Annotated in this window: 21 protein-coding genes; 19 read left to right on the top strand and 2 right to left on the bottom strand. The window is 44.2% G+C overall.

Going from position 1 to position 26,317, the window contains the following annotated elements; all coding sequences use genetic code 11:
• Positions 1–71: 71 nt before the first annotated feature.
• The 13 genes from LIR34_RS10005 (at position 72) to LIR34_RS09945 (ending at position 16,187) form a co-directional block, all read left to right on the top strand.
• Complete coding sequence (locus LIR34_RS10005) at positions 72–1,010, top strand: ABC transporter permease (RefSeq protein WP_161285146.1); 939 nt, start codon at positions 72–74, stop codon at positions 1,008–1,010.
• Between the two features lie 10 nt (positions 1,011–1,020).
• Entirely contained in the window at positions 1,021–2,517 is a 1,497-nt protein-coding gene (locus tag LIR34_RS10000) for a sugar ABC transporter ATP-binding protein (protein WP_161285147.1), read from the top strand.
• Between the two features lie 12 nt (positions 2,518–2,529).
• A complete protein-coding gene (locus tag LIR34_RS09995; protein ID WP_173902661.1) occupies positions 2,530–3,489 on the top strand; it encodes an ABC transporter permease in 960 nt (319 codons plus the stop codon).
• 95 nt (positions 3,490–3,584) lie between these two features.
• A complete protein-coding gene (locus LIR34_RS09990; protein WP_161285149.1) occupies positions 3,585–4,010 on the top strand; it encodes a DUF1700 domain-containing protein in 426 nt (141 codons plus the stop codon).
• Between the two features lie 173 nt (positions 4,011–4,183).
• Positions 4,184–5,827 carry a response regulator gene (locus LIR34_RS09985; RefSeq protein ID WP_173902660.1) on the top strand — a complete coding sequence of 548 codons (1,644 nt, stop codon included), beginning with the start codon at positions 4,184–4,186 and terminating at the stop codon, positions 5,825–5,827.
• Positions 5,824–7,269 (top strand): sensor histidine kinase, encoded by a 1,446-nt coding sequence (locus tag LIR34_RS09980; protein ID WP_244092299.1) that lies wholly within the window; start codon positions 5,824–5,826, stop codon positions 7,267–7,269. Before LIR34_RS09985 ends, LIR34_RS09980 begins: the two co-directional genes overlap by 4 nt.
• Positions 7,270–7,414: 145 nt before the next feature.
• Complete coding sequence (locus LIR34_RS09975) at positions 7,415–8,458, top strand: ABC transporter substrate-binding protein (RefSeq protein WP_161285151.1); 1,044 nt, start codon at positions 7,415–7,417, stop codon at positions 8,456–8,458.
• 154 nt (positions 8,459–8,612) lie between these two features.
• Positions 8,613–10,142 (top strand): sugar ABC transporter ATP-binding protein, encoded by a 1,530-nt coding sequence (locus tag LIR34_RS09970; RefSeq protein ID WP_173902659.1) that lies wholly within the window; start codon positions 8,613–8,615, stop codon positions 10,140–10,142.
• Positions 10,135–11,193, top strand: a complete 1,059-nt coding sequence (locus LIR34_RS09965; RefSeq protein WP_173902658.1) for an ABC transporter permease — start codon at positions 10,135–10,137, stop codon at positions 11,191–11,193. Before LIR34_RS09970 ends, LIR34_RS09965 begins: the two co-directional genes overlap by 8 nt.
• The gene (locus LIR34_RS09960) at positions 11,193–12,203 is read left to right on the top strand and encodes an ABC transporter permease subunit (protein ID WP_173902680.1); all 1,011 of its coding nucleotides are present in this window, start codon (positions 11,193–11,195) and stop codon (positions 12,201–12,203) included. Before LIR34_RS09965 ends, LIR34_RS09960 begins: the two co-directional genes overlap by 1 nt.
• A 69-nt stretch (positions 12,204–12,272) precedes the next feature.
• A complete protein-coding gene (gene araA, locus LIR34_RS09955; protein ID WP_161285154.1) occupies positions 12,273–13,772 on the top strand; it encodes an L-arabinose isomerase in 1,500 nt (499 codons plus the stop codon).
• A gap of 41 nt (positions 13,773–13,813) precedes the next feature.
• Positions 13,814–15,418 carry a xylulokinase gene (locus LIR34_RS09950; protein ID WP_161285155.1) on the top strand — a complete coding sequence of 535 codons (1,605 nt, stop codon included), beginning with the start codon at positions 13,814–13,816 and terminating at the stop codon, positions 15,416–15,418.
• Between the two features lie 73 nt (positions 15,419–15,491).
• The gene (locus LIR34_RS09945) at positions 15,492–16,187 is read left to right on the top strand and encodes an L-ribulose-5-phosphate 4-epimerase (RefSeq protein ID WP_161285156.1); all 696 of its coding nucleotides are present in this window, start codon (positions 15,492–15,494) and stop codon (positions 16,185–16,187) included.
• Between the two features lie 66 nt (positions 16,188–16,253).
• Here the strand turns inward: LIR34_RS09945 and LIR34_RS09940 are convergent, their stop codons facing one another.
• Positions 16,254–18,386: a glycogen debranching protein gene (locus LIR34_RS09940; RefSeq protein ID WP_173902657.1), complete on the bottom strand. Its 2,133-nt coding sequence runs from the start codon at positions 18,384–18,386 to the stop codon at positions 16,254–16,256.
• A 50-nt stretch (positions 18,387–18,436) separates the two neighbouring features.
• Entirely contained in the window at positions 18,437–20,845 is a 2,409-nt protein-coding gene (locus LIR34_RS09935) for a CDP-glycerol glycerophosphotransferase family protein (protein WP_173902656.1), read from the bottom strand.
• Positions 20,846–21,420: 575 nt separating this feature from the next.
• On the opposite strand from LIR34_RS09935, the gene LIR34_RS09930 reads away from it, so the two are divergent.
• The 6 genes from LIR34_RS09930 to LIR34_RS09905 all read left to right on the top strand — a co-directional run bounded on the left by LIR34_RS09930 (position 21,421) and on the right by LIR34_RS09905 (position 26,303).
• Positions 21,421–21,609, top strand: coding sequence for a hypothetical protein (locus LIR34_RS09930; RefSeq protein WP_173902655.1), 189 nt, complete (start codon positions 21,421–21,423; stop codon positions 21,607–21,609).
• A 145-nt stretch (positions 21,610–21,754) separates the two neighbouring features.
• Positions 21,755–22,063, top strand: coding sequence for a rhodanese-like domain-containing protein (locus LIR34_RS09925; protein WP_173902654.1), 309 nt, complete (start codon positions 21,755–21,757; stop codon positions 22,061–22,063).
• Between the two features lie 209 nt (positions 22,064–22,272).
• A complete protein-coding gene (gene pfkB, locus LIR34_RS09920; RefSeq protein ID WP_173902653.1) occupies positions 22,273–23,184 on the top strand; it encodes a 1-phosphofructokinase in 912 nt (303 codons plus the stop codon).
• 15 nt (positions 23,185–23,199) lie between these two features.
• Positions 23,200–25,110, top strand: a complete 1,911-nt coding sequence (locus LIR34_RS09915; RefSeq protein ID WP_173902652.1) for a PTS fructose transporter subunit IIABC — start codon at positions 23,200–23,202, stop codon at positions 25,108–25,110.
• Between the two features lie 60 nt (positions 25,111–25,170).
• Positions 25,171–25,428 carry an HPr family phosphocarrier protein gene (locus tag LIR34_RS09910; RefSeq protein ID WP_161285163.1) on the top strand — a complete coding sequence of 86 codons (258 nt, stop codon included), beginning with the start codon at positions 25,171–25,173 and terminating at the stop codon, positions 25,426–25,428.
• Positions 25,429–25,559: 131 nt separating this feature from the next.
• Positions 25,560–26,303, top strand: coding sequence for a DeoR/GlpR family DNA-binding transcription regulator (locus LIR34_RS09905; protein WP_161285164.1), 744 nt, complete (start codon positions 25,560–25,562; stop codon positions 26,301–26,303).
• The last annotated feature ends 14 nt before the right edge of the window (positions 26,304–26,317 follow it).

The following is a 26,317-nucleotide window of genomic DNA, read 5'->3' as shown; positions in this document are numbered from 1 at the left end:
GCAAAAGACCAATCAGATGAGCGGTTGGCCTCCTGCTTCTGGCGGGCGAAGAAATGAATAGGAGAATGGTTATGAAAAAACTCAAACAAAGCCGGTATTATGGAATTGGCATTCTGGTAGTTATGCTTGTAGTTTTCTGGGCGGTGTTTAAAGTACTCGCTCCGACTACCTTCGGTTCCCCGGACAAGCTGGCAACCTATATGAAATCTGCCCTGATCTATGCGGTGGGCGGCTGCGGTCTCTATTTTATCTGTGTTATGGGACCTTTTGATATGAGTGTTGGTGCAAATATTGTACTTTCTTCCATCATTGCCTGCAATGCAAGCGTAAAATTTGGTTATGCAGGTCTTATCATTGCACCGCTGATCTGCGGTACGATCATTGGTCTGATCAACGGAATCGTATATATTAAATTACATATTTCTTCCCTGATCGTTACCTGTGCACTTTCTCTGATCTATGAGGCCTTAAGTGTCTATGCGACAAACGGAAAGAACGTAATCCTTTCTACAGAATACAGAGCTTTTGGTGATTATCCGGTAAACCTGATCCTGGCATTGATCGCATACTGCCTCTGTGCATTTATTCTGAAATATACCAAGATCGGTACTTACACTTATGCGATCGGAAGCAACGAAGTAGTTGCAAAAAACATGGGTGTAAATGTATCCAAATACAAAATCGTGGCATTTACACTTGCCGGATTTTTCTTCGGACTTCAGGCAATCCTGACGATCAGCTTTGGTACTTCCATGACATCTGCTTCGAACCTTTCTTCTATGAGCCGTAACTTTACGCCTCTGATGGGAACCTTCTTTGGACTGGCGTTTAAGAAATATGGTCATCCAGTAGTGGCAATTGTGATCGGTGAGATGATCATTCAGCTTATGTTCAATGGTTTCGTTGCACTCGGTGCGCCGACCACCATTCAGAATGTGGTTACCGGAGCAGCACTGCTTCTGATCGTTGCACTGACAACCAAACCGGTCAAAGGTCTTGTAGTGAAATAGGAGGACGATTATGGGTGAGATATTATTAAGAGCGGAAAATATTGATAAACATTTTGGTATCACACATGCCCTGGACAATGTTTCCTTTACCTTCGAAAAAGGTGAGATCCATGCCCTGATCGGTGAGAATGGTTCCGGTAAATCCACACTTACTTCCTGTCTGACAGGTATCTATCAGAAGGATTCCGGTAAGTTTATCCTGGAGGGCAAAGAAGTTACGGCAACAAACCAGGTAGAGGCAAATCATCAGGGAGTTGCGATCATTGTGCAGGAGATCGGAACACTTTCCGGACTGACGGTAGCAGAAAATATTTTCCTTGGAAACGAAGAAAAATTTACAAAACACGGCATCAAAAACACAGCGGCCATGAATAAAAAGGCACAGGAATATCTGGACAGCTACGGATTTAATTATATCGATGCTACGAAAGTTATTGATGATTATAACTTTGAGGACAGAAAGTTGGTTGAGATCGTAAAGGCAACCTATTTCAATCCGAAGGTTCTTGTTGTAGATGAGACAACAACAGCACTTGGACAAAAAGGTCGTGAAGAACTTTTTAAAGTTATGCACAGAGTACGTGATACAGGAAACTGCGTAATCTTTATTTCACATGATCTGGAAGAAGTCATTGAGCAGTCAGACAATATCAGCGTACTTCGAGATGGTGTAAAGATTGGTTCCATCAGTAAACAGGAGGCGACACCGGACAGACTGAAGGCACTTATGGTAGGCCGTGAGATCGGTGACAGCTATTACCGTACAGATTATGGCGAAGAAATATCGAAAGAAGTAGTTCTTTCTGCCAGAAATGTGACTGTGAAAGGGCAGATCGAGGATCTGAATCTGGAGCTTCACAAAGGAGAAATCCTTGGAATCGGAGGTCTTTCTGAATGTGGTATGCATGAGGTTGGAAAAGCTCTTTTTGGTGCTTCTTACTATCGTCAGGGAACGGTAACTTTAGGAGACGGAACACAGATCAACTCTATTCCGGATGCGATCAAACACAGCATCGCCTATGCATCGAAGGACAGAGATAATGAATCTCTGGTCATCAATGATACGATTGGAAACAATATCTGTCTGCCATCTCTGGAGGATCTTAAGACACATGGATTCCTACGTGGAAAGGCAATGAGAGAATTTTCTAACAAGTATGCAAAACAGATGAGTACCAAAATGACAGGTGTTGACCAGTTTGTGTCTGCACTTTCCGGTGGTAACAAACAGAAAGTCGTTCTTGCACGATGGGTTGGCAAGGATTCGGATCTGATCATCCTTGATTCCCCTACCCGTGGTATTGACGTCAAGGTAAAAGCAGATATTTATGCCATGATGAATGATATGAGAAAAAATGGAAAGTCCATTATCATGATCTCCGAAGAAATCATGGAGCTTCTTGGTATGGCTGACCGTATTCTGATCATGAAAGACGGCAGGATCAATGGTGAATTTTTCCGGTCTCCGGATCTGAAAGACACCGATCTGATCGATAATATGATTTAAGGGGGAGAAAAAATGGATACAACAAAAAAATCATCTGAACAAGTACCATTTCTGGAACGTCCTATTGTGCGTACGATCCTTCCTATAGCAGGATTTGCTGTTATCTGTATTTTGTTTGCATTTCTGACAGATGGAAGACTGTTTCAGCCAAAGAACCTTTCTCTGCTGCTCAGCCAGTCCTATATGCTTCTGATCTCTTCTATAGGTGTATTTATGGTCATGACCATGGGAGGACTTGACTTTTCACAGGGTTCCATGCTTGGTGTAGCGTCCATCGTAGTCTGCTGGCTGTCTCATTATAATATGGTTCTGGCAGCAATCGGCGGAATCGTGACAGGTGGCCTGATCGGTCTGGTCAACGGTTATTTCAATGTCAAGAGAAAAATCACAAGCTTTATTGTTACCATCTGCAGTATGTATCTGTTCCGCGGAGTCTGTGCCTATGCGACAACAAATTCTCCGGTTTACGCAGTCAGTGATATTTCCAAATACAATACACTGCCGTTTATGCTGACCTTTACAGTGATCATCTTTGTGGTTATGTATCTTGTATTTACATACACAGGACTTGGTTACAGACTGAAAGCAATCGGTGCAGGAGAAACTGCTGCAAGATATGCAGGTATCCGGGTAGAGCGCACCAAGATCCTTATCTTTATGGCAGCAGGATGCATTACGGGACTTGCCGCATTCGTAAATGCGATCAAGGTCGGCTCCGTGACCTCCACAGCAGGAAATCAGCTTGAGACACAGATCATGATCGCTCTGGTACTTGGCGGAATGCCGGTCAACGGTGGTGCAAAAGTAAAATTCTACAATATCATTCTTGGTGTTATGACTTATAAAGTTTTGTCCAGTGGACTGGTCATGCTGATGATGCCGACACAGCTTCAGCAGCTGATCCTTGGAGTGATTTTCCTGGCAGAGGTAGCAATGTTCAGTGACAGAAAGACCGGAATGATCGTTAAGTAATTTTTTATGAAAATTTTATAGTTCAATAGCTTTGCCTGAACGTATATATGTGGTAAAATACCTTTATTATATCTATAGTTGTACGGAGAAATAATATGGATAAAAAGGAATTTTTAGATATTTTACGCAGTCAGCTTTCCGGACAGATGTCGGAGCAGCAGATTGCCGCACATATTCAGTACTACAGCAGTTATATTGAAGAAAGGACTGCAGCAGGCAACAGTGAGTCAGAAGTGTTGAGGGAGTTGGGTGATCCCAGGCTGATCGCACGAACCCTTCTGGACACAGGAGCAGGTATGCCATATTCTGACACAAGTTTTGACTATGAGCAGAAATCCGACAGTGGGAAGGTGAAGCAGAAGTCATTCAAACTGGATTTCTCTACATGGTATGGCAAGCTGATCGCAATTCTGATCGCAGCAGTTGTGCTGATCATCCTGTTTGTTTTACTTGGAATCCTTATTCCGATCATGGTGGTGGCAGGCGTGATCATTTATCTGGTGCGTTTTCGCCCCAGATAGTAACCGGCAAAATACAGCAGTAAAACGGAGAAAGAAGAACTCTTCGTTTTACTGCTTGTTTTTTTGAGGAAAATCAGGATGTAAAAATCAAACTTGTCTGAAAATAATACAACTGGTATAGTATATACGAAAGATTTAGCTGATGATAAGAGATAGGATAAAGGGGTGGAGATATGTTAAAGATTTTTCTGGCAGAAGATGAGGTGATCGTCCGGGAGACAATCAAGAGGATGATCCCGTGGGAGAATCTAGGGTTTGAACTGGTAGGAGAGGCAGCAGATGGAGAAATGGCACTGCCGCTTCTTATCAGACAGCAGCCGGATCTTCTGATCACAGATATTAAAATGCCGTTTATGGATGGGCTGACGCTGGCAAGACTGGCAAAAAAAGAAGTACCGGGACTTAAGGTTGTGATTTTAAGTGGGTACGATGACTTTAATTATGCGAAGCAGGCGATCAATATCGGGGTGGAGGATTACCTTCTGAAACCTATTACAAAGAATGCACTGATCGAGAGGCTTACAGAAATTCGAAGCAGATATGAGGATGAAAAGACACAGAGGGAATATTACGAAAAATTTCACAGAGAGATGCAGGCCTATGAGAAAAACAGCAGCCGTGATTTTTTTGAAGCACTGGTAAGTGGTTCTCTGGATATGATGGAGGTTTACAAAAGAGCAGAAAAGCTGGGGCTGGATATTGTTGCGGAGTCGTATAATGTTCTGATCTTTACTATGAACTGCAACGAAGATTTTTCAGGGCAGAGAGAGGGGTACTCTTCCTGGGAAGCGGAGTCACTGGAAATGCTGGAAAAATTTTTTACAGGGCATCCTTTTGCGATGTTGTTCAGAAGCAATGTTTTTTCTTATGGTGTCCTGATAAAGGGAGAGAAAAACAGTATCAGGGAAAATACCAGAATCTGTGTCGAAGAGATAAGAAAAATTTTTGATCGTAAGGAGGATAATAAAGAGTGGTTTGTTGCTGTCGGAGAGTCCGTGGAGCGTCTGAGCCAGATTCAGAAAAGCTATCACAGTGCATCGAGAGCTTTTTCTCAGAGATACCTGTATGATGGGAAGGTTTTGTATTATGATGAAATGCTGGCCATGGAAAAAAAGGATGTGACAAATGATGACAGTGAATATCTGCAGAAAGTGGATGTCAATGCACTGAACCCGACGATCCTCCAGAAATTTCTGAGTAACGGACTTCTGGAAGAGACGGAGAATTTTGTACAGGATTATTTTTATGCAATTGGTCAGGAGCCGATGGAATCTGTGGTGTTTAGAAGTTATGTGATACTCAATGTCCGCTTTTCGGTACTTTCTTTTCTCAAGGAACTGGGCTGTGATACAAAGACACTGGAACCGGAAGATACAGAGGAAATTCTGGCAGAAAGCGGAAGGAATATGGAGAGCACCATTGCGTATGCGGAGAAATTGGTTTCACAGGCGATCCAGCTTCGTGACCGCAATTCAGGAAACAAAAACCGCAGTATTTTGAAGACCGCAGTTGATTTTATTGATCAGCACTATATGGAAGAGGATATGTCCTTAAATAAAGCAGCAAATGTTGCAAATGTCAGTGCGAACCATTTCAGTGCCCTGTTCAGCCAGAATATGGGACAGACTTTTATTGAATATCTGACATCCCTTCGTATGGACAAGGCAAAAGAATATCTTCGATGTACAGGTATGCGCTCCAGTGAGATCGCAGGTGAGGTTGGATATAAGGATGCACACTATTTCAGTTACCTGTTCAAAAAGACACAGGGAATGACACCGAGTGATTACCGTAAGGCACGGGAGGAAAAGGCATGAAGCTGCTGCGGATGAGAGAAGCAAGACCGAAGAGGCGGATGGAACTGGAAGAACGTATGCGGCGTCTTCTGTTCACTACCATGATCCCGATGACCTGTCTTATGATATTACTGCTTATCATTTTCTGGCATTATGCAGGACAGTACAATAAACTTTCGGAGAATCTTGCTGTCAGCAGTGAATTTAATCTTCGTTTCAAGGATGATCTGGATCTTGAAATGTATTATATAGCGATCGGTTCGAAGGAGAGCAGCGAACTGGAGGATGTTCTCGGTCAGGTAGAGGATGCACAGGCGATCATGCAGAAGCTGCGTCAGAATACCTATCACGCGAGTGGAATGAAGTCTCTGAAAAGCCTGGAATCCTATCTTGACAATCTGAAGAAAAGGATGATCCAGCTTACAGAGATCAAAGAATATGATAAACGGATGGAATTTATGGACAGTAACATCCGTATCATTACCAGTCTGATCATGCAGGAAATGCAGAATTATATTTATAATGAATCTATGTACCTGGTAAAGGTAGCAAAGAGTCTGACGCATAGGGTAAAGATCCTGATCACAGGAATGACCGCACTTCTGATCGGAACACTGATGATCCTGATGCGCCGTTCCTTCCGGCTGACCGATGGAATCACGCATCCGGTAACAGAAATGCTTAATAAAGTCAAAAAAGTTGGACGGGGGAATTTTGATCTTCTTCCGGTTGGGGCGGAGATTGAAGAGATTGAGGAACTGGATGAAGGAATCAATAAGATGGCACGAAAGATCAATGCTCTTCTGGAGAATGTCCGTCAGGAAAAGGAAATGCAGCATCTGACAGAACTGCAGCTGATCCAGGCACAGGTGAACCCGCATTTTCTGTACAATACACTGGACACGATTGTCTGGCTGATCGAGGGCGGGATGACAGAGGATGCAGTGGATATGATCTCCAGTCTGTCTGTTTTTTTTCGGACGTCGCTTTCTAAGGGAAATGATATTATCCCTCTTTCAGAGGAAGAGCGTCATACATTGAGTTATCTGGAGATACAGCAGTACCGCTACAGGGATATTCTGGAGTTTGAGATCCATATACCGGAGGAACTCGGGGGAATTCCCGTTCCCAAGCTTTCCATTCAGCCGCTGGCAGAAAATGCCATTTATCATGGGATCAAGAATCGACGAGGCAAAGGTAAGATTCTGATAGAAGGAAGAGAAGAAGGGGATGCCCTGGTTCTTACGGTCAGTGATAACGGACAGGGAATGACGCCGGAACGGCTGCATGAAGTACAGGAGGCGATCCGCACAGGAAAGAGGGCAGGATTTGGGCTTGCGGCGGTCGCAGAACGTATTTCGCTGTATTATGGACCGGGATATGGAATGCAGATTTCATCCGAGGAAGGAAAAGGCACAACAATAGAAATTCGACTTGGAAAAAATATTCAACCAAAATCGTAAAAAAATCAACTTTTTAAGATTGTTATTGCAAAGCAGATAAAAGAGTGTACTTTTTTCCGAAAATAATCTATGGAGTTTTATATTGAAATTGCTATAATAAAACCATCTTAAAAAACACGGACAAATGTAAAGGGAGGATTACAAAATGAAGAAAAAAATGGTGACAGCGCTTTTGGCAGTATCTATGTTAGCAGGACTTTCCGCAGTGAATGTTATGGCAGCCGATGATGGCGCTGATACAATTACAGTAGGTTTCTCTCAGGTAGGAGCAGAATCTGACTGGCGTACTGCAAACACAGAATCCATGAAATCTACTTTCTCTGAGGAGAACGGATATGAACTGATCTTTGATGATGCACAGCAGAAACAGGAAAATCAGCTGACAGCGATCCGTAACTTCATTCAGCAGGAAGTTGACTATATCGTACTTGCACCTGTAACCGAGACCGGATGGGATACCGTTCTTCAGGAAGCAAAGGATGCAGGAATTCCGGTCATCATCGTTGACCGTATGGTAGATGTATCTGATGACAGCCTTTACACAGCATGGGTAGGTTCCAACTTCAAACTTGAAGGTCAGAAAGCAATGGCATGGCTGGATGCATATCTGGAAGCCAAAGGCCGCGGCGATGAAGAAATCAACCTTGTTGATATCCAGGGAACAATCGGAGCATCTGCACAGATCGGACGTACAGAAGGATTTGACGAAGCTGTAGAAGCTCATGACAACTGGACAACACTTGCTCAGCAGTCTGGTGAATTTACACAGGCCAAAGGTCAGGAAGTTATGGAGTCCATCCTGAAACAGAGCGGTGATGATATCGATGTTGTATACTGTGAGAATGATAATGAAGCATTCGGTGCAATTGATGCAATCAAAGCAGCAGGATATGAAGTAGGCGGCGAGGAAGGTCAGATTCTTGTAATGTCCTTCGATACAACAAATGCAGGTCTTACCCAGACACTTTCCGGTGAGATCACCTGTGATACAGAGTGTAATCCGCTTCACGGACCACGTGTAGAAGAGATCATCCAGAAACTGGAAGCAGGAGAAGAAGTTGAGAAACAGGCATATGTAGATGAAGTTGCATTTGCAGCTGACGATACTGTAACAAAAGTAACTGTTGATGGAACAGACTATGAAATCACTCCAATCACTCAGGAAATCATCGACGGACGTGCATACTAATCCTTGAGACATAAAACTGTAAACTGAAAGAGATTGATAAGAAACGAGCCCGGGGCGTGGAATAGGATCCAGATAAGAGGATTTTATGGGCCACGCCCCTTTTGTGCTCAAAAACAGGGAAAATCAAGAAAAATAAGGGAATGGAGGAAAGAAAATGGAACAAAATATTGTTTTGGAAATGCGTGATATAAGCAAAAATTTCACCGGTGTCCGTGCCCTTTCCCATGTGGACTTTACCCTTCGCAAGGGTGAGATCCATGCACTGATGGGAGAAAACGGAGCCGGAAAATCAACACTGATCAAAGTTCTGACCGGTGTACATGAATTCGAAAGCGGTTCCATTCATATGAATGGTGAAAATAAAGACATTATCAACCACTCTCCGCAGGAGGCACAGGCAAATGGAATCAGCACAGTGTATCAGGAAGTAAACCTTTGCCCGAATCTGACAGTTGCGGAAAATCTGTTTATCGGACGTGAGCCACGAAACAAGGTCGGAATGATCAACTGGAAAGAGATGAATGCACGTTCAGCAAAGCTTCTGGAAAGTCTGAATATCAATGTTCCGCCGACACAGATGCTGGATGAATGTTCTGTAGCAATCCAGCAGATGATCGCGATCGCACGAGCTGTAGATATGAAATGTAAGGTTCTCATCCTGGATGAGCCTACTTCTTCTCTGGATGATGAAGAGGTTGAGAAACTGTTTGTCCTGATGCGAAGACTTCGTGAGGAAGGTGTAGGAATCATTTTCGTAACACATTTTCTGGAACAGGTATATGCAGTCTGCGACCGCATTACAGTACTTCGTAACGGAGAACTGGTAGGAGAATATGAGACAAAAGATCTTCCAAGAGTTATGCTGGTTGCAAAGATGATGGGCAAGGATTTTGATGATCTGGCAGACATCAAGGGAAATCATAAGGATAAGAAAATGTTCTCAGAAACTCCGGTCATTGAGGCAAATGGTATCGGGCATAAGGGAACGATCAGACCATTTAATCTCAAGATCAACAAAGGTGAGGTTATCGGACTTACCGGGCTTCTGGGTTCAGGACGTTCGGAACTGGTGCGTGCCATCTATGGTGCTGATAAGGCTGACAGTGGTACGCTGAAAGTAAATGGTAAAGAAGCGAAGATTGGCAGTCCGCTGGATGCCATGAAGCTTGGAATGGCATATCTTCCGGAAGACCGTAAGGCAGAAGGAATCATTGCAGATCTTTCTGTAAGAGAAAATATTATCATTGCACTTCAGGCCAAGAGGGGGATGTTCCATCCACTGAGTCGTAAGGAGATGGAAGAGGCAGCAGATAAATATATTGAAATGCTTCAGATCAAGACGGCAAGCCGGGAAACTCCGATCAAGAGTCTTTCCGGTGGTAATCAGCAGAAGGTTATCCTTGGACGCTGGCTTCTGACAAATCCGGAATATCTGATTCTGGATGAGCCGACACGAGGCATTGATATCGGTACCAAGACAGAAATCCAGAAGATTGTTCTTGATCTGGCTGACCAGGGAATGGCAGTAACCTTTATCTCTTCAGAAGTAGAAGAAATGCTCCGTACCTGTTCCAGAATGGCAGTTCTCCGTGACGGGGAAAAGGTAGGAGAACTGGAAGAGAGCGAGCTTTCACAGAGTAATATCATGAAAGCAATTGCAGGAGGTGACGATAAGAATGAATAAAAGTAAATTCAAAAAGATCACAAGTGCACGGCTTTTTCTTCCTGTCGTGTGTCTGATAGCGGTTCTTCTGATCAATGTGATCAAGACCCCGGACTTCTTCAATATTACGATTCGAAACGGTGTTTTCTATGGATATGTTATTGATGTTATCAACCGTGCATCCGAACTGGTCATTCTTGCAGTCGGCATGACACTTGTAACTGCAGCGTCCGGTGGACAGGATATCAGCGTTGGTGCAGTCATGGCAGTTGCAGCTGCTGTCTGCTGTCAGATTTTATCCGGTGGTGCATCTTCTGTGACGGCATATCAGAATTCTCTGATTCTTGCCGTGATCGCAGCACTTCTTGCGGCAGCACTCTGCGGAGCATTTAATGGATTTCTGGTAGCAAAGCTGAATATTCAGCCGATGGTCGCAACCCTGATCCTCTATACGGCAGGACGTGGTATTGCACAGCTTGTGACAAATGGACAGATTACTTATATCCGTGTACCATCTTTCCAGATGGCAGGTGGATATATCGGTAAATCTCCGGTTCCGACACCAGTGCTTTTTGCAATTGTAACGGTAGTCATCGTTGCACTTATCCTGAAGAAAACAGCTCTTGGACTTTATATTGAGAGCGTTGGTATCAATGGAAAGGCAGCAAGACTTGTAGGATTAAATTCCACAATGATCAAATTCCTGACCTATGTGATCTGCGGTGTTCTTGCAGGAATCGCAGGACTGGTGGCATCCAGCCGTATTTATTCTGCAGATGCCAACAACATTGGTCTGAACCTTGAGATGGATGCCATCCTGGCAGTCGCGCTTGGCGGCAACTTCCTCGGTGGTGGTAAATTCAGTCTTATTGGTTCTGTGATCGGAGCCTATACGATCCAGGCACTGACGACAACTCTGTATGCAATGAATGTAAAAGCCGATCAGCTTCCGGTTTACAAAGCGATCGTCGTTATTATCATTGTTACTCTGCAGAGTGATGTGTTCAAGAAATTTATTGAAAGCCACAGAAGCAAAAAAGTTTCCGTTGCAGCAGAGGGAGGTCAGAAATGATGAAACAGAAAAAGAAAATGACAAGTTCCGGATTTCTGCTGCTGATCACAATTGTCCTGTTCTTTGTAATGTATGCGGCAGGCATGGTGATCTTTGCAGATAAAGGTTTTGCAAAACCACAGATGTTTCTGAATCTTTTTGTATCCAATGCAGGTCTTCTGGTTATCTCCTGTGGACTGACGATTGTTATGATCACCGGAGGGATTGATATTTCCGTTGGTTCTGTGACAGCACTTGTCTGCATGGTCATGGCGGATCTTATGGAAAATAAAGGCGTGAGTGCATATGTTGCAGTACTTGCAGCACTTCTGATCGGTCTTGCCTTTGGTGTTGTACAGGGATTTCTGGTTACATATATGGGTATTCAGCCATTTATCGTAACACTTGCAGGTATGTTCTTCGGACGTGGTATGACAGCCATTATCAGCACTGATATGATATCCATCAAAAATGAACTTTTCCTGAAATGGGCAAACTACCGTTTCTATATGCCATTTGGTTCTACGAATAAAAAGGGGAAATTTATTCCGGCATACATTCCGCCGACAGTTGTGATCGCAATTATTGTAGTTCTGATCATTGCAGTTCTTCTGAAATATTTTAAATTTGGACGGAAACTGTATGCGATCGGCGGAAACAGACAGAGTGCTCTTATGATGGGTCTGGATGTTAAGAAAACCATGTTCCGTGCCTATGTCCTGGATGGATTTCTGGCAGGTCTTGGTGGATTCCTTTTCTGCCTGAACAGCTGTGCAGGATTCGTAGAGCAGGCAAAAGGTCTCGAGATGGATGCAATTTCCTCAGCCGTTATCGGTGGAACTCTTCTTTCAGGTGGTGTTGGTACTCCGATCGGTTCCATGTTTGGTGTACTGATCAAAGGAACGATCTCCAGTCTGATTACTGCACAGGGTACTTTATCAAGCTGGTGGGTACGAATCGTACTCTCCGCACTGCTCTGCTTCTTCATCGTCATCCAGTCAGTACTGGCATCTGCAAAGAAGAAAAAATAATATTAAAAATTACAATATGTTTTTGTACATTAAAATGATAAGATATAAAAAAAAGGAAGGTTTTAAATTATGATCACAGGAAAAAATTATAAGTTCTGGTTTTGCACAGGTTCACAGGATCTTTACGGAGATGAATGCTTAAGAAAAGTAGCAGAACATTCCAGAATCATTGTAGAGGAACTGAACAAATCAGGAGTACTTCCTTTTGAACTGGTATGGAAGCCGACCCTGATCACAAATGAGCTGATCCGTAAGACCTTTAACGATGCCAATGCAGATGATGAATGTGCTGGTGTTATCACATGGATGCATACTTTCTCACCGGCAAAATCATGGATCCTTGGTCTGAAAGAATACAGAAAACCGCTCTGCCATCTGCATACACAGTTTAATCAGGAAATTCCGTATGACACAATTGATATGGATTTTATGAATGAAAATCAGTCTGCTCATGGTGGAAGAGAGTATGGCCATATTGTTACCCGTATGGGAATTGAAAGAAAAGTAATCGTTGGTCACTGGGCTGACAAAGCTGTACAGGAAAGACTGGCATCCTGGATGCGTACCGCAGTCGGAATCATGGAGAGCAGCCATATCCGTGTATGCCGTGTTGCTGATAACATGAGAAACGTCGCTGTTACAGAAGGTGACAAAGTTGAGGCACAGATCAAATTCGGATGGGAAGTGGATGCATATCCGATCAACGAAGTATGCGAATATGTAAAAGATGTCAAAAAAGGTGATGTTGATGTTTTAGTTGAAGAATATTATAATAAATATGATATTCTTCTTGAGGGTAGAGACCCGGAGGAATTCAAACGTCATGTAGCAGTACAGGCAGCGATCGAGATTGGATTTGAGAGATTCCTGGAAGAGAAAAACTACCAGGCAGTGGTTACTCATTTCGGTGATCTTGGCAGCTTACAGCAGCTTCCGGGACTGGCCATGCAGCGTCTGATGGAGAAGGGATATGGATTTGGCGCTGAAGGTGACTGGAAGACAGCAGCAATGGTACGTCTGATGAAGATCATGACTGCAGGTGTGAAGGATGCAAAGGGAACTTCTTTCATGGAGGACTATACATATAATCTTGTTCCTGGCAAAGAAGGCATTCTTCAGTCTCATATGCTGGAGGTATGCCCGACGGTTGCTGATGGAAAGATTGGCATTAAGGTATGCCCGCTCTCCATGGGTGACAGAGAAGATCCGGCAAGACTTGTATTCACGTCCAAGACAGGTCCGGCAATCGCAACCTCTCTGGTAGACCTGGGAGACCGTTTCCGTCTGATCATCAATGATGTAGACTGCAAGAAGGTTGAGAAACCGATGCCGAAGCTCCCGGTAGGAAGTGCATTCTGGACTCCGCAGCCGAATCTGGCAACAGGAGCAGAGGCATGGATCCTCGCAGGCGGTGCTCATCATACTGCATTCTCATATGATCTGACAGCTGAACAGATGGGTGACTGGGCAGCAGCAATGGGAATCGAAGCTGTCTACATTGACAAAGACACAACCATCCGCAACTTCAAAAATGAACTGAGATGGAATGAGATCGCATTCAGAAAATAAAGCGGCGGATGTGGCAATCACAGAAGTTGGGAGGATTTACAATGAGTGTAAATGAAGCAAAGACAGCTATTTTGAACAACAAAACAGCACTTGGAATAGAATTTGGATCTACCAGAATCAAAGCGGTTCTGGTAGATGACAGATATAATCCGATCGCATCCGGAAGCTATGAATGGGAAAACCGCTACGAAAACGGTGTGTGGACCTATTCTCTGGATGATATTCATAAAGGATTACAGGGAAGTTACAGTGATCTGACAAAAGATGTACAGGAAAAATACGGTGTAGAGCTGACAAGTGTCGGTGCACTTGGAATCAGTGCCATGATGCATGGATATATGCCGTTTGACAAAGAGGGTAAACTTCTTGTTCCGTTCCGTACCTGGAGAAATAATATCACAGGTGAGGCATCTGAGAAGCTGATGGAGCTTTTCCAGTACAATATTCCGCAGAGATGGAGTATCGCACATCTGTATCAGGCGATCCTGAACGGAGAAGAGCATGTGAAGGACATCGACTATATGTGTACACTGGAAGCGTATGTGCATCGTATGCTGACAGGAAAGCGTGTTCTTGGTATTGGTGATGCGGCAGGTATGTTCCCTGTTGATTCAAAGACGAAAGATTACAACCAGGAGATGGTTGATAAGTTTGACAGTCTGGTAGAATCTTACGGATTTCCGTGGAAACTTCGCGATATTATGCCGGAAGTTATGGTTGCAGGACAGGATGCCGGTACTCTGACGGAGGAAGGAGCCAGATTCCTTGATCCGACTGGTAAACTGAAGGCCGGAATACCGATGTGCCCTCCGGAGGGCGATGCAGGAACCGGTATGGTGGCAACCAACAGCGTAAAACAGCGTACAGGAAATGTTTCCGCAGGTACTTCCGTATTTGCAATGATCGTTCTTGAGAAGGCACTTTCCAAACCATACAAAGAAATCGATATGGTAACTACACCTGCAGGTGATGCAGTTGCCATGGCGCATTCCAACAACTGTACTTCTGATCTGAATGCATGGGTAAATGTATTTAAAGAGTTTGCAGAAGCAATGGGAATGGAAGTGGATATGAACAAACTTTTTGGAACCCTCTATAATAAAGCTATGGAAGGCGATCCGGACTGTGGTGGACTTCTGTCCTACTGTTATTTCTCCGGAGAGCATATGACAGGCTTTGAAGAAGGCCGTCCGTTATTTGTCCGTTCTCCTGAGAGTAAATTCACACTTGCAAACTTTATGAGAACAAATCTTTACACCTGTCTTGGAGCAATGCGCGTTGGATTAAATATCCTGATCGATCAGGAGCATGTAAAGATTGAAAGACTCTTAGGTCATGGCGGATTGTTCAAGACCAAAGGTGTCGGACAGCAGATTCTTGCAGATGCAGTGAATGCACCGGTTTCCGTTATGTCAACAGCAGGTGAGGGCGGCGCATGGGGTATTGCACTTCTGGCAGCTTATCTGGTGGATAAGAAAGACGGAGAGACTTTGGATGAATTCCTGGATAACCGTGTATTTGCAGGCAATGAAGGAAGTACATTGGATCCGGAACCAGAAGGAGTTCAGGGATTCAATGAGTTTATGGACAGATATCTCAAAGGTCTTCCTGTTGAGAGAGCAGCAGTAGAGTCTGATATCTGGTAGAGTTAAAGGATAAAACATAAGTTACTGTACATAGAAAAGCAGGGACTTGAGTTTTGTATAGAGGAGTAAGACAATGCTTGAAAAATTAAAAGAAGAAGTATATAAAGCCAATATGGATCTTCCGAAATACGGACTGGTTACTTTTACCTGGGGAAATGTCAGTGGTATTGACCGTGAAAAGGGGCTGTTCGTTATCAAACCGAGTGGTGTGGATTATGATAAACTCAGACCGGAAGATATGGTAGTTGTGGATCTTGAGGGAAATAAAGTTGAAGGGGAATACAATCCGTCTTCTGACACTGCAACACATGTCGTTCTTTATAATGCCTTCCCGAATATCGGAGGAATCGTGCATACACATTCTCCGTGGGCAACAAGCTGGGCACAGGCAGGAAGATCTATTCCATGCTATGGAACAACTCATGCAGATTATATTTATGGTGAAGTTCCGTGCGTACGTAATCTGACAAAAGAAGAGATTGATGAAGCTTATGAGAAGAATACAGGTGTTCTGATCGCGGAGTATTTCAAGAACAGTGATTATGAGGCTGTTCCGGCAGTGCTTTGCAAGAATCATGGACCTTTTACCTGGGGCAAGGACGCTCACGAGGCGGTACACAATGCAGTGGTTCTCGAAGAAGTAGCAAAAATGGCATGCCGTTGTGAGACGATCAATCCACAGGTGAAACCGGCACCTCAGGAATTACAGGACAAGCATTACTATCGTAAACATGGTGCAAATGCTTATTATGGACAGATTAAGAAATAAATAAAACAAATGAGCTGGTGTAAATTGATATACCAGCTCATTTGTTTTTGAAGCTTTAAAAAATAATCAATGATCTTTTCCGGTAAATACTGCAACCGTTCGAGGACGAAGGATAAAAGTACTGTCAATACGAGGATCCTGACCATCCGGGTAGCAGTAACGTCCGTTCTCATCTCCATAGGTATTGACGCTTAAGTGCCATGCACCGTGTCCCTGAAGATTTGGCAGGGTGATGGTCACGTCCTCCCAGTAGGTATTGACTGCGATGTAGACAAGATCATCTTTTCCTTTATTCTTGTCATAACCTGTAAAGCTGACACAGAAGGTATGTGCATCTCTTGGAATATCCACTTCTTCTGCATTGAGGTTATAAGTGTGGATAGGATCCATGCCACAGACAGAATCCGGGAGTTTTTTGTGGATAACAGTGTGCTGTTGACGGAAGGCAATCATAAATTTGAAGAATTCAAAGAGATCACGGTTCTTTTCGAGCATGCGCCAGTCGAGCCAGGAGATCTTGCTGTCCTGACAGTAACTGTTGTTGTTTCCGAATTTTGTATTTCCGAATTCATCACCTGAGAGGAACATAGGAGTTCCGCGGCTGCACATCAGGACAGCGCAGGCATTGCGGATCATACGGTAGCGAAGGGAAAGCACCTCAGGATCATCGGTTTCACCCTCAGCACCGCAGTTCCAGCTTCGGTTGTCGTTGGCACCGTCTGCATTGTCCCATCCATTTGCTTCATTGTGTTTGTCGTTGTAGGCGTAAAGGTCATAAAGAGTAAATCCATCGTGACAGGTCAGGAAGTTGACACAGGAATTATATCCTGCATAGTTGTTCTTGTTATTTCCATAAAAACCGCCATAGAGGTCACCGGATCCGGAGATACTCCAGGCAGCGTCCCATGCCTGCCAGCAGTCGCCTTTGAGAAAGCCTCTGAGAGAATCACGGTAGCGTCCATTCCATTCGGCCCAGCGTCCGCTTGCCGGGAAGCTGCCGACCTGATAAAGACCGCCGGCGTCCCATGCCTCTGCGATCAGCTTGACGTTGCTTAAGATCGGATCATCAGCGAGGGTACGCAGAAGAGGAGGGTTGTTCATCGGAGAACCATCCTCGTTTCGTCCGAGAATGCTGGCGAGATCAAAACGGAAACCGTCAACACGGTAACTGATGGTCCAGTAGCGCAGGCATTCCAGGATCAGCTGCTGAACGACAGGATGGTTACAGTTCAGAGTGTTTCCGCAGCCGCTGAAGTTGTAGTAATTTCCGTCCGGAGTCAGCATATAGTAAATGTTGTTGTCGAATCCCTTGAAGCTGAAGGAAGGCCCCTTTTCATTTCCTTCTGCAGTATGGTTAAATACAACATCCAGGATAACTTCGATGCCGTTTGCATGAAGTTCGCGGATCAGAGTCTTGAGCTCTGTTCCCTCACGGTTGTGTTCATTGGCAGAAGAATAGCTGCTGTTCGGTGCGAAGAAACTGACCGTATTATACCCCCAGCATTCCAGAAGCTGTGTTCCGTTTACAGTTCTTGCATTCATGGTTTCATCGAACTCAAAAATAGGCATCAGTTCTACTGCGTTGATCCCGAGTTCTTTGAGGTAGGGGATTTTTTCCATAAGCCCGGCAAAGGTTCCTCTGTGCTGTACACCGGAGGACGGATGGTGAGTAAAATCTCTTACATGAAGTTCATAGATGATCAGGTCACAGAGTTCTTTTTTGGACTGAGGGACATCACCCCAGTCAAAGGTATCCTTTACAACTCGTGCATGGTAGGTGTGATCCCAGCGGATTCCCCAGGTTCGCTGACCGGCAACGGCTCTGGCGTAAGGATCCAGAAGGATGTTGTTCTTGTCAAAGAGGAGTCCCTTTTCTGGACAGTAAGGACCGTCCACGCGATAGGCATACTCGAATTCTTCGATATTAAGTCCGTAGACGATCATGGAATAGACATCTCCGATCTTGTAGGCCTCCGGGAAAGGAAGAACCGCAAAGGGTTCCTCCTGGGCCCGATGGAAGAGAAGAAGCTCACAGGAAGTTCCGCCGCAGGTATGGATGGTAAAGTTTACACCATTCTGCAGAGGGGAAGCTCCATTCAGGTCAAAAATACCCGGACGGACTGGAAAGCCCGCAATTTCAGCCATAGGTGTAGATTCAAGTGGATGGTCGGATATAAATTTCTGGTGATAAGATTTCATAAATGTTTTCTCCGTTTATTATAGTGTATAAAAGACAGACAGTCAGAGCCTCATTCCTGGAAAAGAACCTCACATTTCTGAATGATCTTTTGATTTCTTTTTTCGTAATCGACATGAAGAGGCTGTATTTCACCCGCAGCGTACATTTCCATGCCCTGAAGAATTCCTTCTTCACTGTCAGGCAAAAGTGTACCGCCATATTCTTTGAGGAAGGATCTGGCTCCGTTGACATCGCAGGCTGCAACCGGAAGGCCGAGTACATCTGCCTCTGGAACAACAAGTACCTGTCCTTCATAGAAGGAAGAGAGGATAAAAAAGTCACATCGACTCAGAACCGGCATCGGATTACTCATGGATTTCAGAAGTACGATATGTTTCCCGGAATCCAGACTTCTGGCAAGGCGGCGAAGACTTTCGTACAGATCACCCATTCCGCCGATGATGATCAGCCATGTCTTTGGATGGGTATGCCAGAACTGATCAAAAGCACGAATCAGTCTCTCCTGACCCTTTTCGGGAGCGTATCGTCCGATATTGATGAATTTTGTATCGGAACAGTCCAGAATCTTCTGAAGCTTTCTAAGAGAAGCGTTGGATCTGGTTTCCGGATCAAAAGTCAGAGGAAGCTGTGCACGGGAACGGATATCCTCGATATCCATATAGTTTTCGATCACCTGCAAATTGTCTGTCCGGCCGCCAATACGCTCCACAGCAGGACGGATATCTTCGCCGACAGGAACAACATGGTCGTAGGTGGCATATGCATGCTTCAGAAGAGGCAGGCTTGGATTTCCCTTGGCCTGGATTTCCCGTTCCATATCATTATGAACCCAGATGGTTCTGATACAGGGGGCCTGCTCAAACAGTGCGATCATATAGTTTTCGTAACCGTCGTAGTGAACGACCTGATCGAAGGCGGCTGATCCGAAATGCTTCTGCCATTCCCGGCGGTAGGCTTTCTGAAGACGCTTCTGTACGCCAAAGGAGGTAATTCCCCATTTGAGATACAGAATCTGGGCTATTCCGGTGAGAACATCGAGGTTCATTTCTGTGGCGAGAGGATAGTAGTGGTATCCTTCAGGTATTCCGTTCAGACGCTCCGGATGTTCCTTGAGAGATGGTGAACGGTAGGAAATATAATAATCACAGGCATCTGTATCGAGGTGCCGGAGCATACTGAAATATGCAGTCGTGATTCCGTTGGGCTTGAGGCTTCCGGCATAGAGAAGAACTTTTTTCTTCGTCGTCACCGGCATCCTGTGTTCCTGACACAGATATTTGCCGAGAAGTACATGGCGGCAGATATTTCGGGTTGCCTGCTGTCGATCAAAGCTACAGTACTTATCAAGGAATTCTCTGTCAGCACTGCCGCCCGGATTTCGAAGCTCCGCAAGGAGTGCCTCTGGTGTCCTGACGATCGGGAACGGATAAGAACGGATGTCTTCATACATTCCCCGGTGCCCCATATAGTCTTCCAGATCATAGGCAAAAAGGATGATCTTGCGGCCTGTATTTGCAAAATCGTACATGACACTGGAATAATCTGTGATCAGTACATCACAGGCATTCAGTACATCATAGGTATCAAGCTCTGATGGAAAAGGACGGATATGATGGTAACTGTCAAGGTCGAGCCCCTTCTGAACAAGAGGATGCAGCTTGAGCAGAAGAATCTGGTTATCCTGCATACCCTGATCCAGAACTTCAAGATAACGGCGTACCTGCTCAACATAAGTATCACCCTCCACATCATCAGTATGTCCGCGGAAGGTCGGCATATAAACACTGAGCTGGCAGTCCTGGTATCCGAGAGTTTCCTTAAGTAGTTTTCCATGCTCCTGATCAAAGAAAACAGAGTTTCGCGGATAGCCCTCATGCAGAACAGTTCCCTGATAAAGTTCGGTCAGATTGAACGCTCCTGACATTTTTTCTTCCATATATAGATTAGGAAAAACAAGGTAGTCAGACATCAGAAGATTTCGCATGATATTTCCCATATCATAACGTTCTTCTTCATTGTCCTGCCCCATTCGTTTAAGCGGAGTCCCATGCCAGACATTCAGATAAATCTGTCCCTTTTTCTTAATATAGCGTCCGGGGAAGGTGGTATCGTTGATGAGATATCCGGCTTTTGCCAGATGATAGTAGTAATCCGGCGTACTCATATGGACGATCTTGTCCACAGAAATATGATAGTGAGCGAGCTTCTTTTCAATCTGTTCCCTGGAATTCTTCTGAACAGCCAGGACTTTTTTGAATTTGCGGTATTCCGGACGGGAAAGCTCTGTCAGAATGGCCAGAATATTGCTTTCCAGGGAAATTCCGCTTCTGGACGCAAGAAGAATCTCGCGTCGGTCGATTGGCACTTTTTCATAAAAGGTGTTATAAAAAGGATACCAGGTGCCACTTTTGAGTTTTCGTATCACTTTATTTTTGAATGAATTTGTTGAATTTGTCATAATATCATCCTGTAGAAATTTTTTATAGCTTATATTCTAGCACAAATAAAGAATTCTGAACAGAGAGGGAATATTACCTGTGAACAGTTACTAAATAATAACTATTTTGTTGTAATTGTTTACAGAAACCGTATATAATATCGAAAAATCAGCTCAAAAATAGAAAAATCAGCGAAAAAAAGTATCAAAAAGACTCATAAATAAAGGAAAAGATAATATTTATGCTTAACATACAAAGCATAAATCGCGAAATGTTATTGCTTTTTTCATGGAACTATATTATAATCTTTCTTGTAAAAAGAATTTACCCTTCAAAAATTTTTTTTACATAACCCCTTATTTAATTATTTATACTCCCCTGGAAATCCCTGGCAGCTCCCCTGCCGGGGATTTCCTTTTTTACTTTATAGGAAATTACTCCGTAATGTTCCAATAAAGCAAAAAAACCGCTCCGCTCAATGAAAAAATTATAAATCCTGTATAATTTCTGCCGCAAAGAGAAATAATAGCTGATGTAATAAAAAAACGACTGTCGAATCCGGCAGTCACAAGATTACACCAGGAGGAATATTAAAATGGCAAAAAATTATGAAAATCAGAACAAAACAGGCAACTACAGTACTGACAAAACAACTTCCAGAAATGCGGTAGACAGCCAGAACTGCGGTAAAAACAGCTCTGCAAATTCTTCAAAGAACACATCCCGCAACAAAGCATCCAGTGCATACAACAGAGAACAGGACGAATACTCCGACAAAAAATAATATAAAACAGAATTTCAGGCAACTTTTTTCCCTTCTGAAAGCAGAAGACAGGCTTCGCAAAACTGCGAAGCCTGTTTTCATATAAAACGCAGATGGTTGCAGGAACAGAATTCCTACATATGATAAAGAAAAAGGAAAGTTTGCCATGTCGCCTATCAAAACCATTTCTGCAAAGATGCTCGATCATTTTGTCGGGCAGCCGGATGCGTGGATCATAGATTTAAGAGAACACAGTGTTTATGAGCGAAGTCACATAAAGGGAGCAGTCAATGTACCATATGAGGAACTGGAAGGCGGATATGCATTTCCAAAGGATAAGTTCCTTGTTTTTTACTGCGACAGAGGAGGTGCAAGTATGGCAGCTGCCAGAGAGCTTGCCCGAAGAGGGTATAAAACAAGCTCTGTGACAGGCGGATTTGCAGCATACAGAGGAAGAAATATTGATGTTTCGTAATAATTCAGAATGTAGTATTCCGTAACTATTCCGTAACCCTCTGACTGAATATGAACGGATTCAGTCAGAGGTGACCCGAAAACACGCATTTTTGTGCAATATAAACCAAAATCAATCAATAATTCTGTGAAATAGTTTGATTGACTTTGACTGATTCTGACGTTATACTAAAGCCATAAATGAGAAAGAGGAACGGGAGGGAGCAGAGAATGATCTGTACAGTAACTTTTAATCCGTCTCTGGACTATATCGTATCTGTGGAGGATTTTAAACTGGGTCTGACCAACAGGACAAGTTCAGAACTGATGCTTCCGGGCGGAAAGGGAATCAACGTTTCTACAGTCCTGATGAATCTTGGGATTGGAAATACCGCACTTGGATTTACAGCCGGCTTTGTGGGCGATGAGATTATCCGAAGATTACAGGAAATGGGAGTAAAGTCAGATTTCATTCAGATCGGAGACGGAGTTTCCAGAATCAATGTAAAGCTGAAATCCATTGACGGGACAGAGATCAACGGTGCAGGACCGGTGATCGGGAAAGAAAAAGTAGAACAACTGATGGAGAAGCTGGATACACTGGGAGAGGGCGATGTGCTTTTCCTGGCGGGAAGTATTCCATCCTCCATGCCGGATGATATGTATGAACAGATTATGGCAAGACTGGACGGAAAGGGTGTAATGATTGTAGTAGATGCAACGAAAGATCTTCTGGTCAACGTCCTTAAGTATCATCCGTTTCTGGTAAAGCCCAACAATCATGAGCTGGGCGAGATCTTCGGCGTAGAATTAAAGACAAGAGAAGATGTGATCCCGTACGGAAAGAAGCTTCAGGAAAAGGGTGCAAGAAATGTGCTGATCTCCATGGCAGGAGAAGGTGCCGTCCTGGTTTCTGAAGATGGACAGGTGTTCGAGGAACCGGCTCCAAAGGGAACTCTGATAAATGGAGTGGGTGCAGGAGATTCCATGGTAGCGGGTTTTGTAGCCGGCTGGATGGAGAAAAAGAACTATGAACATGCATTCCATATGGGAATTGCAGCAGGAAGTGCAAGTGCTTTTTCAGAGAATCTTGCGACAAGGAAAGAAATTGAAGAAGTTTACCGCCAGGTAACGCAAAGATAAAAGGAGGAGAAAGGGATGAGGATCACAGATCTGCTTGACAGACGGAGCGTGTCATTGACTGCGGCTCCGAAAGGCAAATCGGAAGCTTTGGATATGGCTGTTGATCTCATGGTAAAGAGTGAGAAGATCAGCGACCGTGAAGCTTACCGCAAACAGGTATACTTACGTGAAGAAGAAAGCACTACAGGAATCGGAGATGGAATTGCCATCCCTCATGGAAAATGTGATGCAGTTAAGAAACCGGGACTTGCCGCAATGGTCATCAAAAATGGTGTGGAATTTGAAGCACTGGATGATGAGCTGGTAACATTACTGTTTCTGATCGCAGCACCAAATACAGAGGATAACATCCATCTGGATGTACTCAGTAAACTTTCGGTGATGCTGATGGATGAAGAATTTACAGAATCCCTCAGAAATGCTTCTTCCGTAGATGAGTTTATGGACATCATTGATAAGGCTGACAGTGAGAAGAAAGATATTGATGAGAGACTTGCAGATACAGGTTCGGCAGAGGGAACACAGGCAAAGATCCTTGCGGTTACTTCCTGTCCGACGGGTATCGCACATACCTATATGGCAGCAGAGGGAATCGAGAAAGCTGCCAAAGCAAAGAACTGTTTTGTCAAGATCGAGACAAGAGGTTCCGGTGGAGCCAAGAATGTACTGACAGACAGTGAGATTGCAGAGGCAGACTGCATTATCGTAGCTGCAGATGCACAGGTGCCGATGGATCGTTTCGACGGAAAGAAAGTCATTGAATGCCAGGTATCTGACGGAATCAGCAAAGCAGATCAGCTGATCGAGAGAGCACTGAATGGTGATGCTCCAATCTACCATGCGTCAGCAGCTTCCTCATCTTCAGCGGCTGCAAAATCCGGCGGCAGTGCAGGACATAAGATTTATACGCAGCTGATGAATGGTGTATCTCATATGCTTCCACTGGTTGTCGGCGGTGGTATTCTGATTGCGATCGCCTTCCTGATCGATGGGCTGAGCATAGATCTTAATTCCCTTCCGGCAGATCAGAGAGCAAACTTTGGTACGATCACACCGGCAGCAGCACTGCTTAAAGGAATCGGCGGCACCGCATTTGGCTTTATGCTTCCAATCCTGGCAGGATTTATTGCCATGGCAATCGGTGACAGACCGGCGCTTGCACTTGGTCTGGTAGGTGGAATGATGGCAGCCAGCGGTAAATCAGGTTTCCTTGGTGCCCTGCTTGCAGGTTTTGCAGCAGGATATCTGATCCTCGCTCTTAGAAAAGTATGCGAAAAGCTTCCGGAAGCACTGGAAAAAATCGCTCCGGTTCTTATTTATCCGGTAGTGGGAATCCTGCTTATGGGCTTACTGATGACCTTCATTGTAGAGCCGATCATGGGCGGTATCAATACGGGGCTTAACAACGCCTTGACAGGTATGGGAAGTTCAAGTAAAGTAGTATTAGGTATTGTATTAGGCGGAATGATGGCAATTGATATGGGCGGCCCGTTCAACAAGGCAGCCTATGTATTTGGTACAGCCGCTATTGCAGCAGGCAACTATGATATTATGGCAGCAGTTATGATCGGCGGTATGACACCTCCGTGTGCGATCGCTCTTGCAACCCTGCTGTTTAAGGATAAGTTCACAAAAGAGGAGAGAGAGGCAGGTCCTACAAACTTTATCATGGGTCTTGCGTTTATCACGGAAGGTGCGATTCCGTTTGCAGCATCAGATCCTCTGCATGTACTTCCTTCCTGTATCATCGGATCAGCAGTGGCCGGTGCGATGTCCATGGCATTCAACTGTACTCTGATGGCACCTCACGGTGGAATCTTTGTATTCCCGGTAGTAGGAAATGCAGTTATGTATCTGGCAGCACTTGTTGTCGGAACCGTAGTTTCAGCAGTTTTACTTGGTATATTAAAGAAAAAAGTAGCATAAATACTCTGTCGGTCATGACAGAAACGATATGATCAAAATAAAAAAATGGAGGATATAGAAATGAAAGAATTTAAGTATGTAGTTACAGACAACGAAGGAATCCATGCTCGTCCGGCAGGAGAACTTGTAAAGCTTGTCAAAGGATTTGAATCTACTGTATCTATCGAAAAAGACGGCAAAAAAGTAGACTGCAGAAAACTCCTTGCACTGATGGGACTTGGAGTTAAGAAAGGCCATGAAATTACCTTTACCTTTGAGGGAGCAGATGAAGAGGCTGCATATGAGGCAGTAAGCAAATTCATGCAGGAAAATCTGTAATTAATGAAAGAACGAAGATCAGACAAAGTTGCTGTGAACGGAGTGAACAGTAACACTTTTGAAACAGGAGATGATGCAGTCATCTCCTGTTTCTGTTATAATAAAAATACAAAAGTAATTGGGGGCAAACTATGCTTACAGAACAAAGATATGAAATTATTCTGAAACTCCTGGAGGAAAAGAGGAGCATCACTGTCACAGAATTAAAAGATATCCTCGATACATCTGAGTCCACCGTGCGGAGAGACATCACAGCTCTTGACAAGGCCGGAAGACTGACAAAAGTATTTGGAGGGGCAGTAGTGCTGGAGCGCAAAGTAACAGCATATGAACCGACCGTAGCCCAGAAATCAGAACTGAACAAAAAGGAAAAAGAGAAAATCGCAGAATATGCGGCCAGCCTGATAAAGGCAGATGATTTTGTTTACCTGGATGCAGGAACGACTACAGGGCTGATTCTGGATTATCTGGAGGGAACCAAGGCTTCCTTTGTGACGAATGCGGTCTCTCATGCACAGAGACTGGCCAAGATGGGGATTCATGTTTTTCTGATCGGAGGAGAACTTAAGAGTTCCACAGAGGCGGTTGTCGGGAGTCAGGCCATCAAAATGCTTTCGATGTATCATTTTACCAAAGGATTTTTTGGAACGAACGGGATCACAAAGAGAGAAGGCTTTACCACACCGGATACAAATGAGGCACTTGTGAAGGAAAAGGCAGTCAGACAGTGCAGGGATGCGTATGTTCTTGCAGACTGCTCCAAGTTTGGACAGGTCAGCTCGGTGACATTCGAAGAATTTGCACATATGCACATTCTGACAGAGAAGATTCCGGAAGAATATCAGGAATGCGGAAATGTTTTGAAAGTGGAATAAAAGAATGATATACT

The organism is Blautia sp. MSK17_66, from assembly GCF_020538025.1.
GTDB lineage: Bacteria > Bacillota > Clostridia > Lachnospirales > Lachnospiraceae > Blautia_A.
This window is presented reverse-complemented; position numbering and strand designations above follow the sequence as displayed.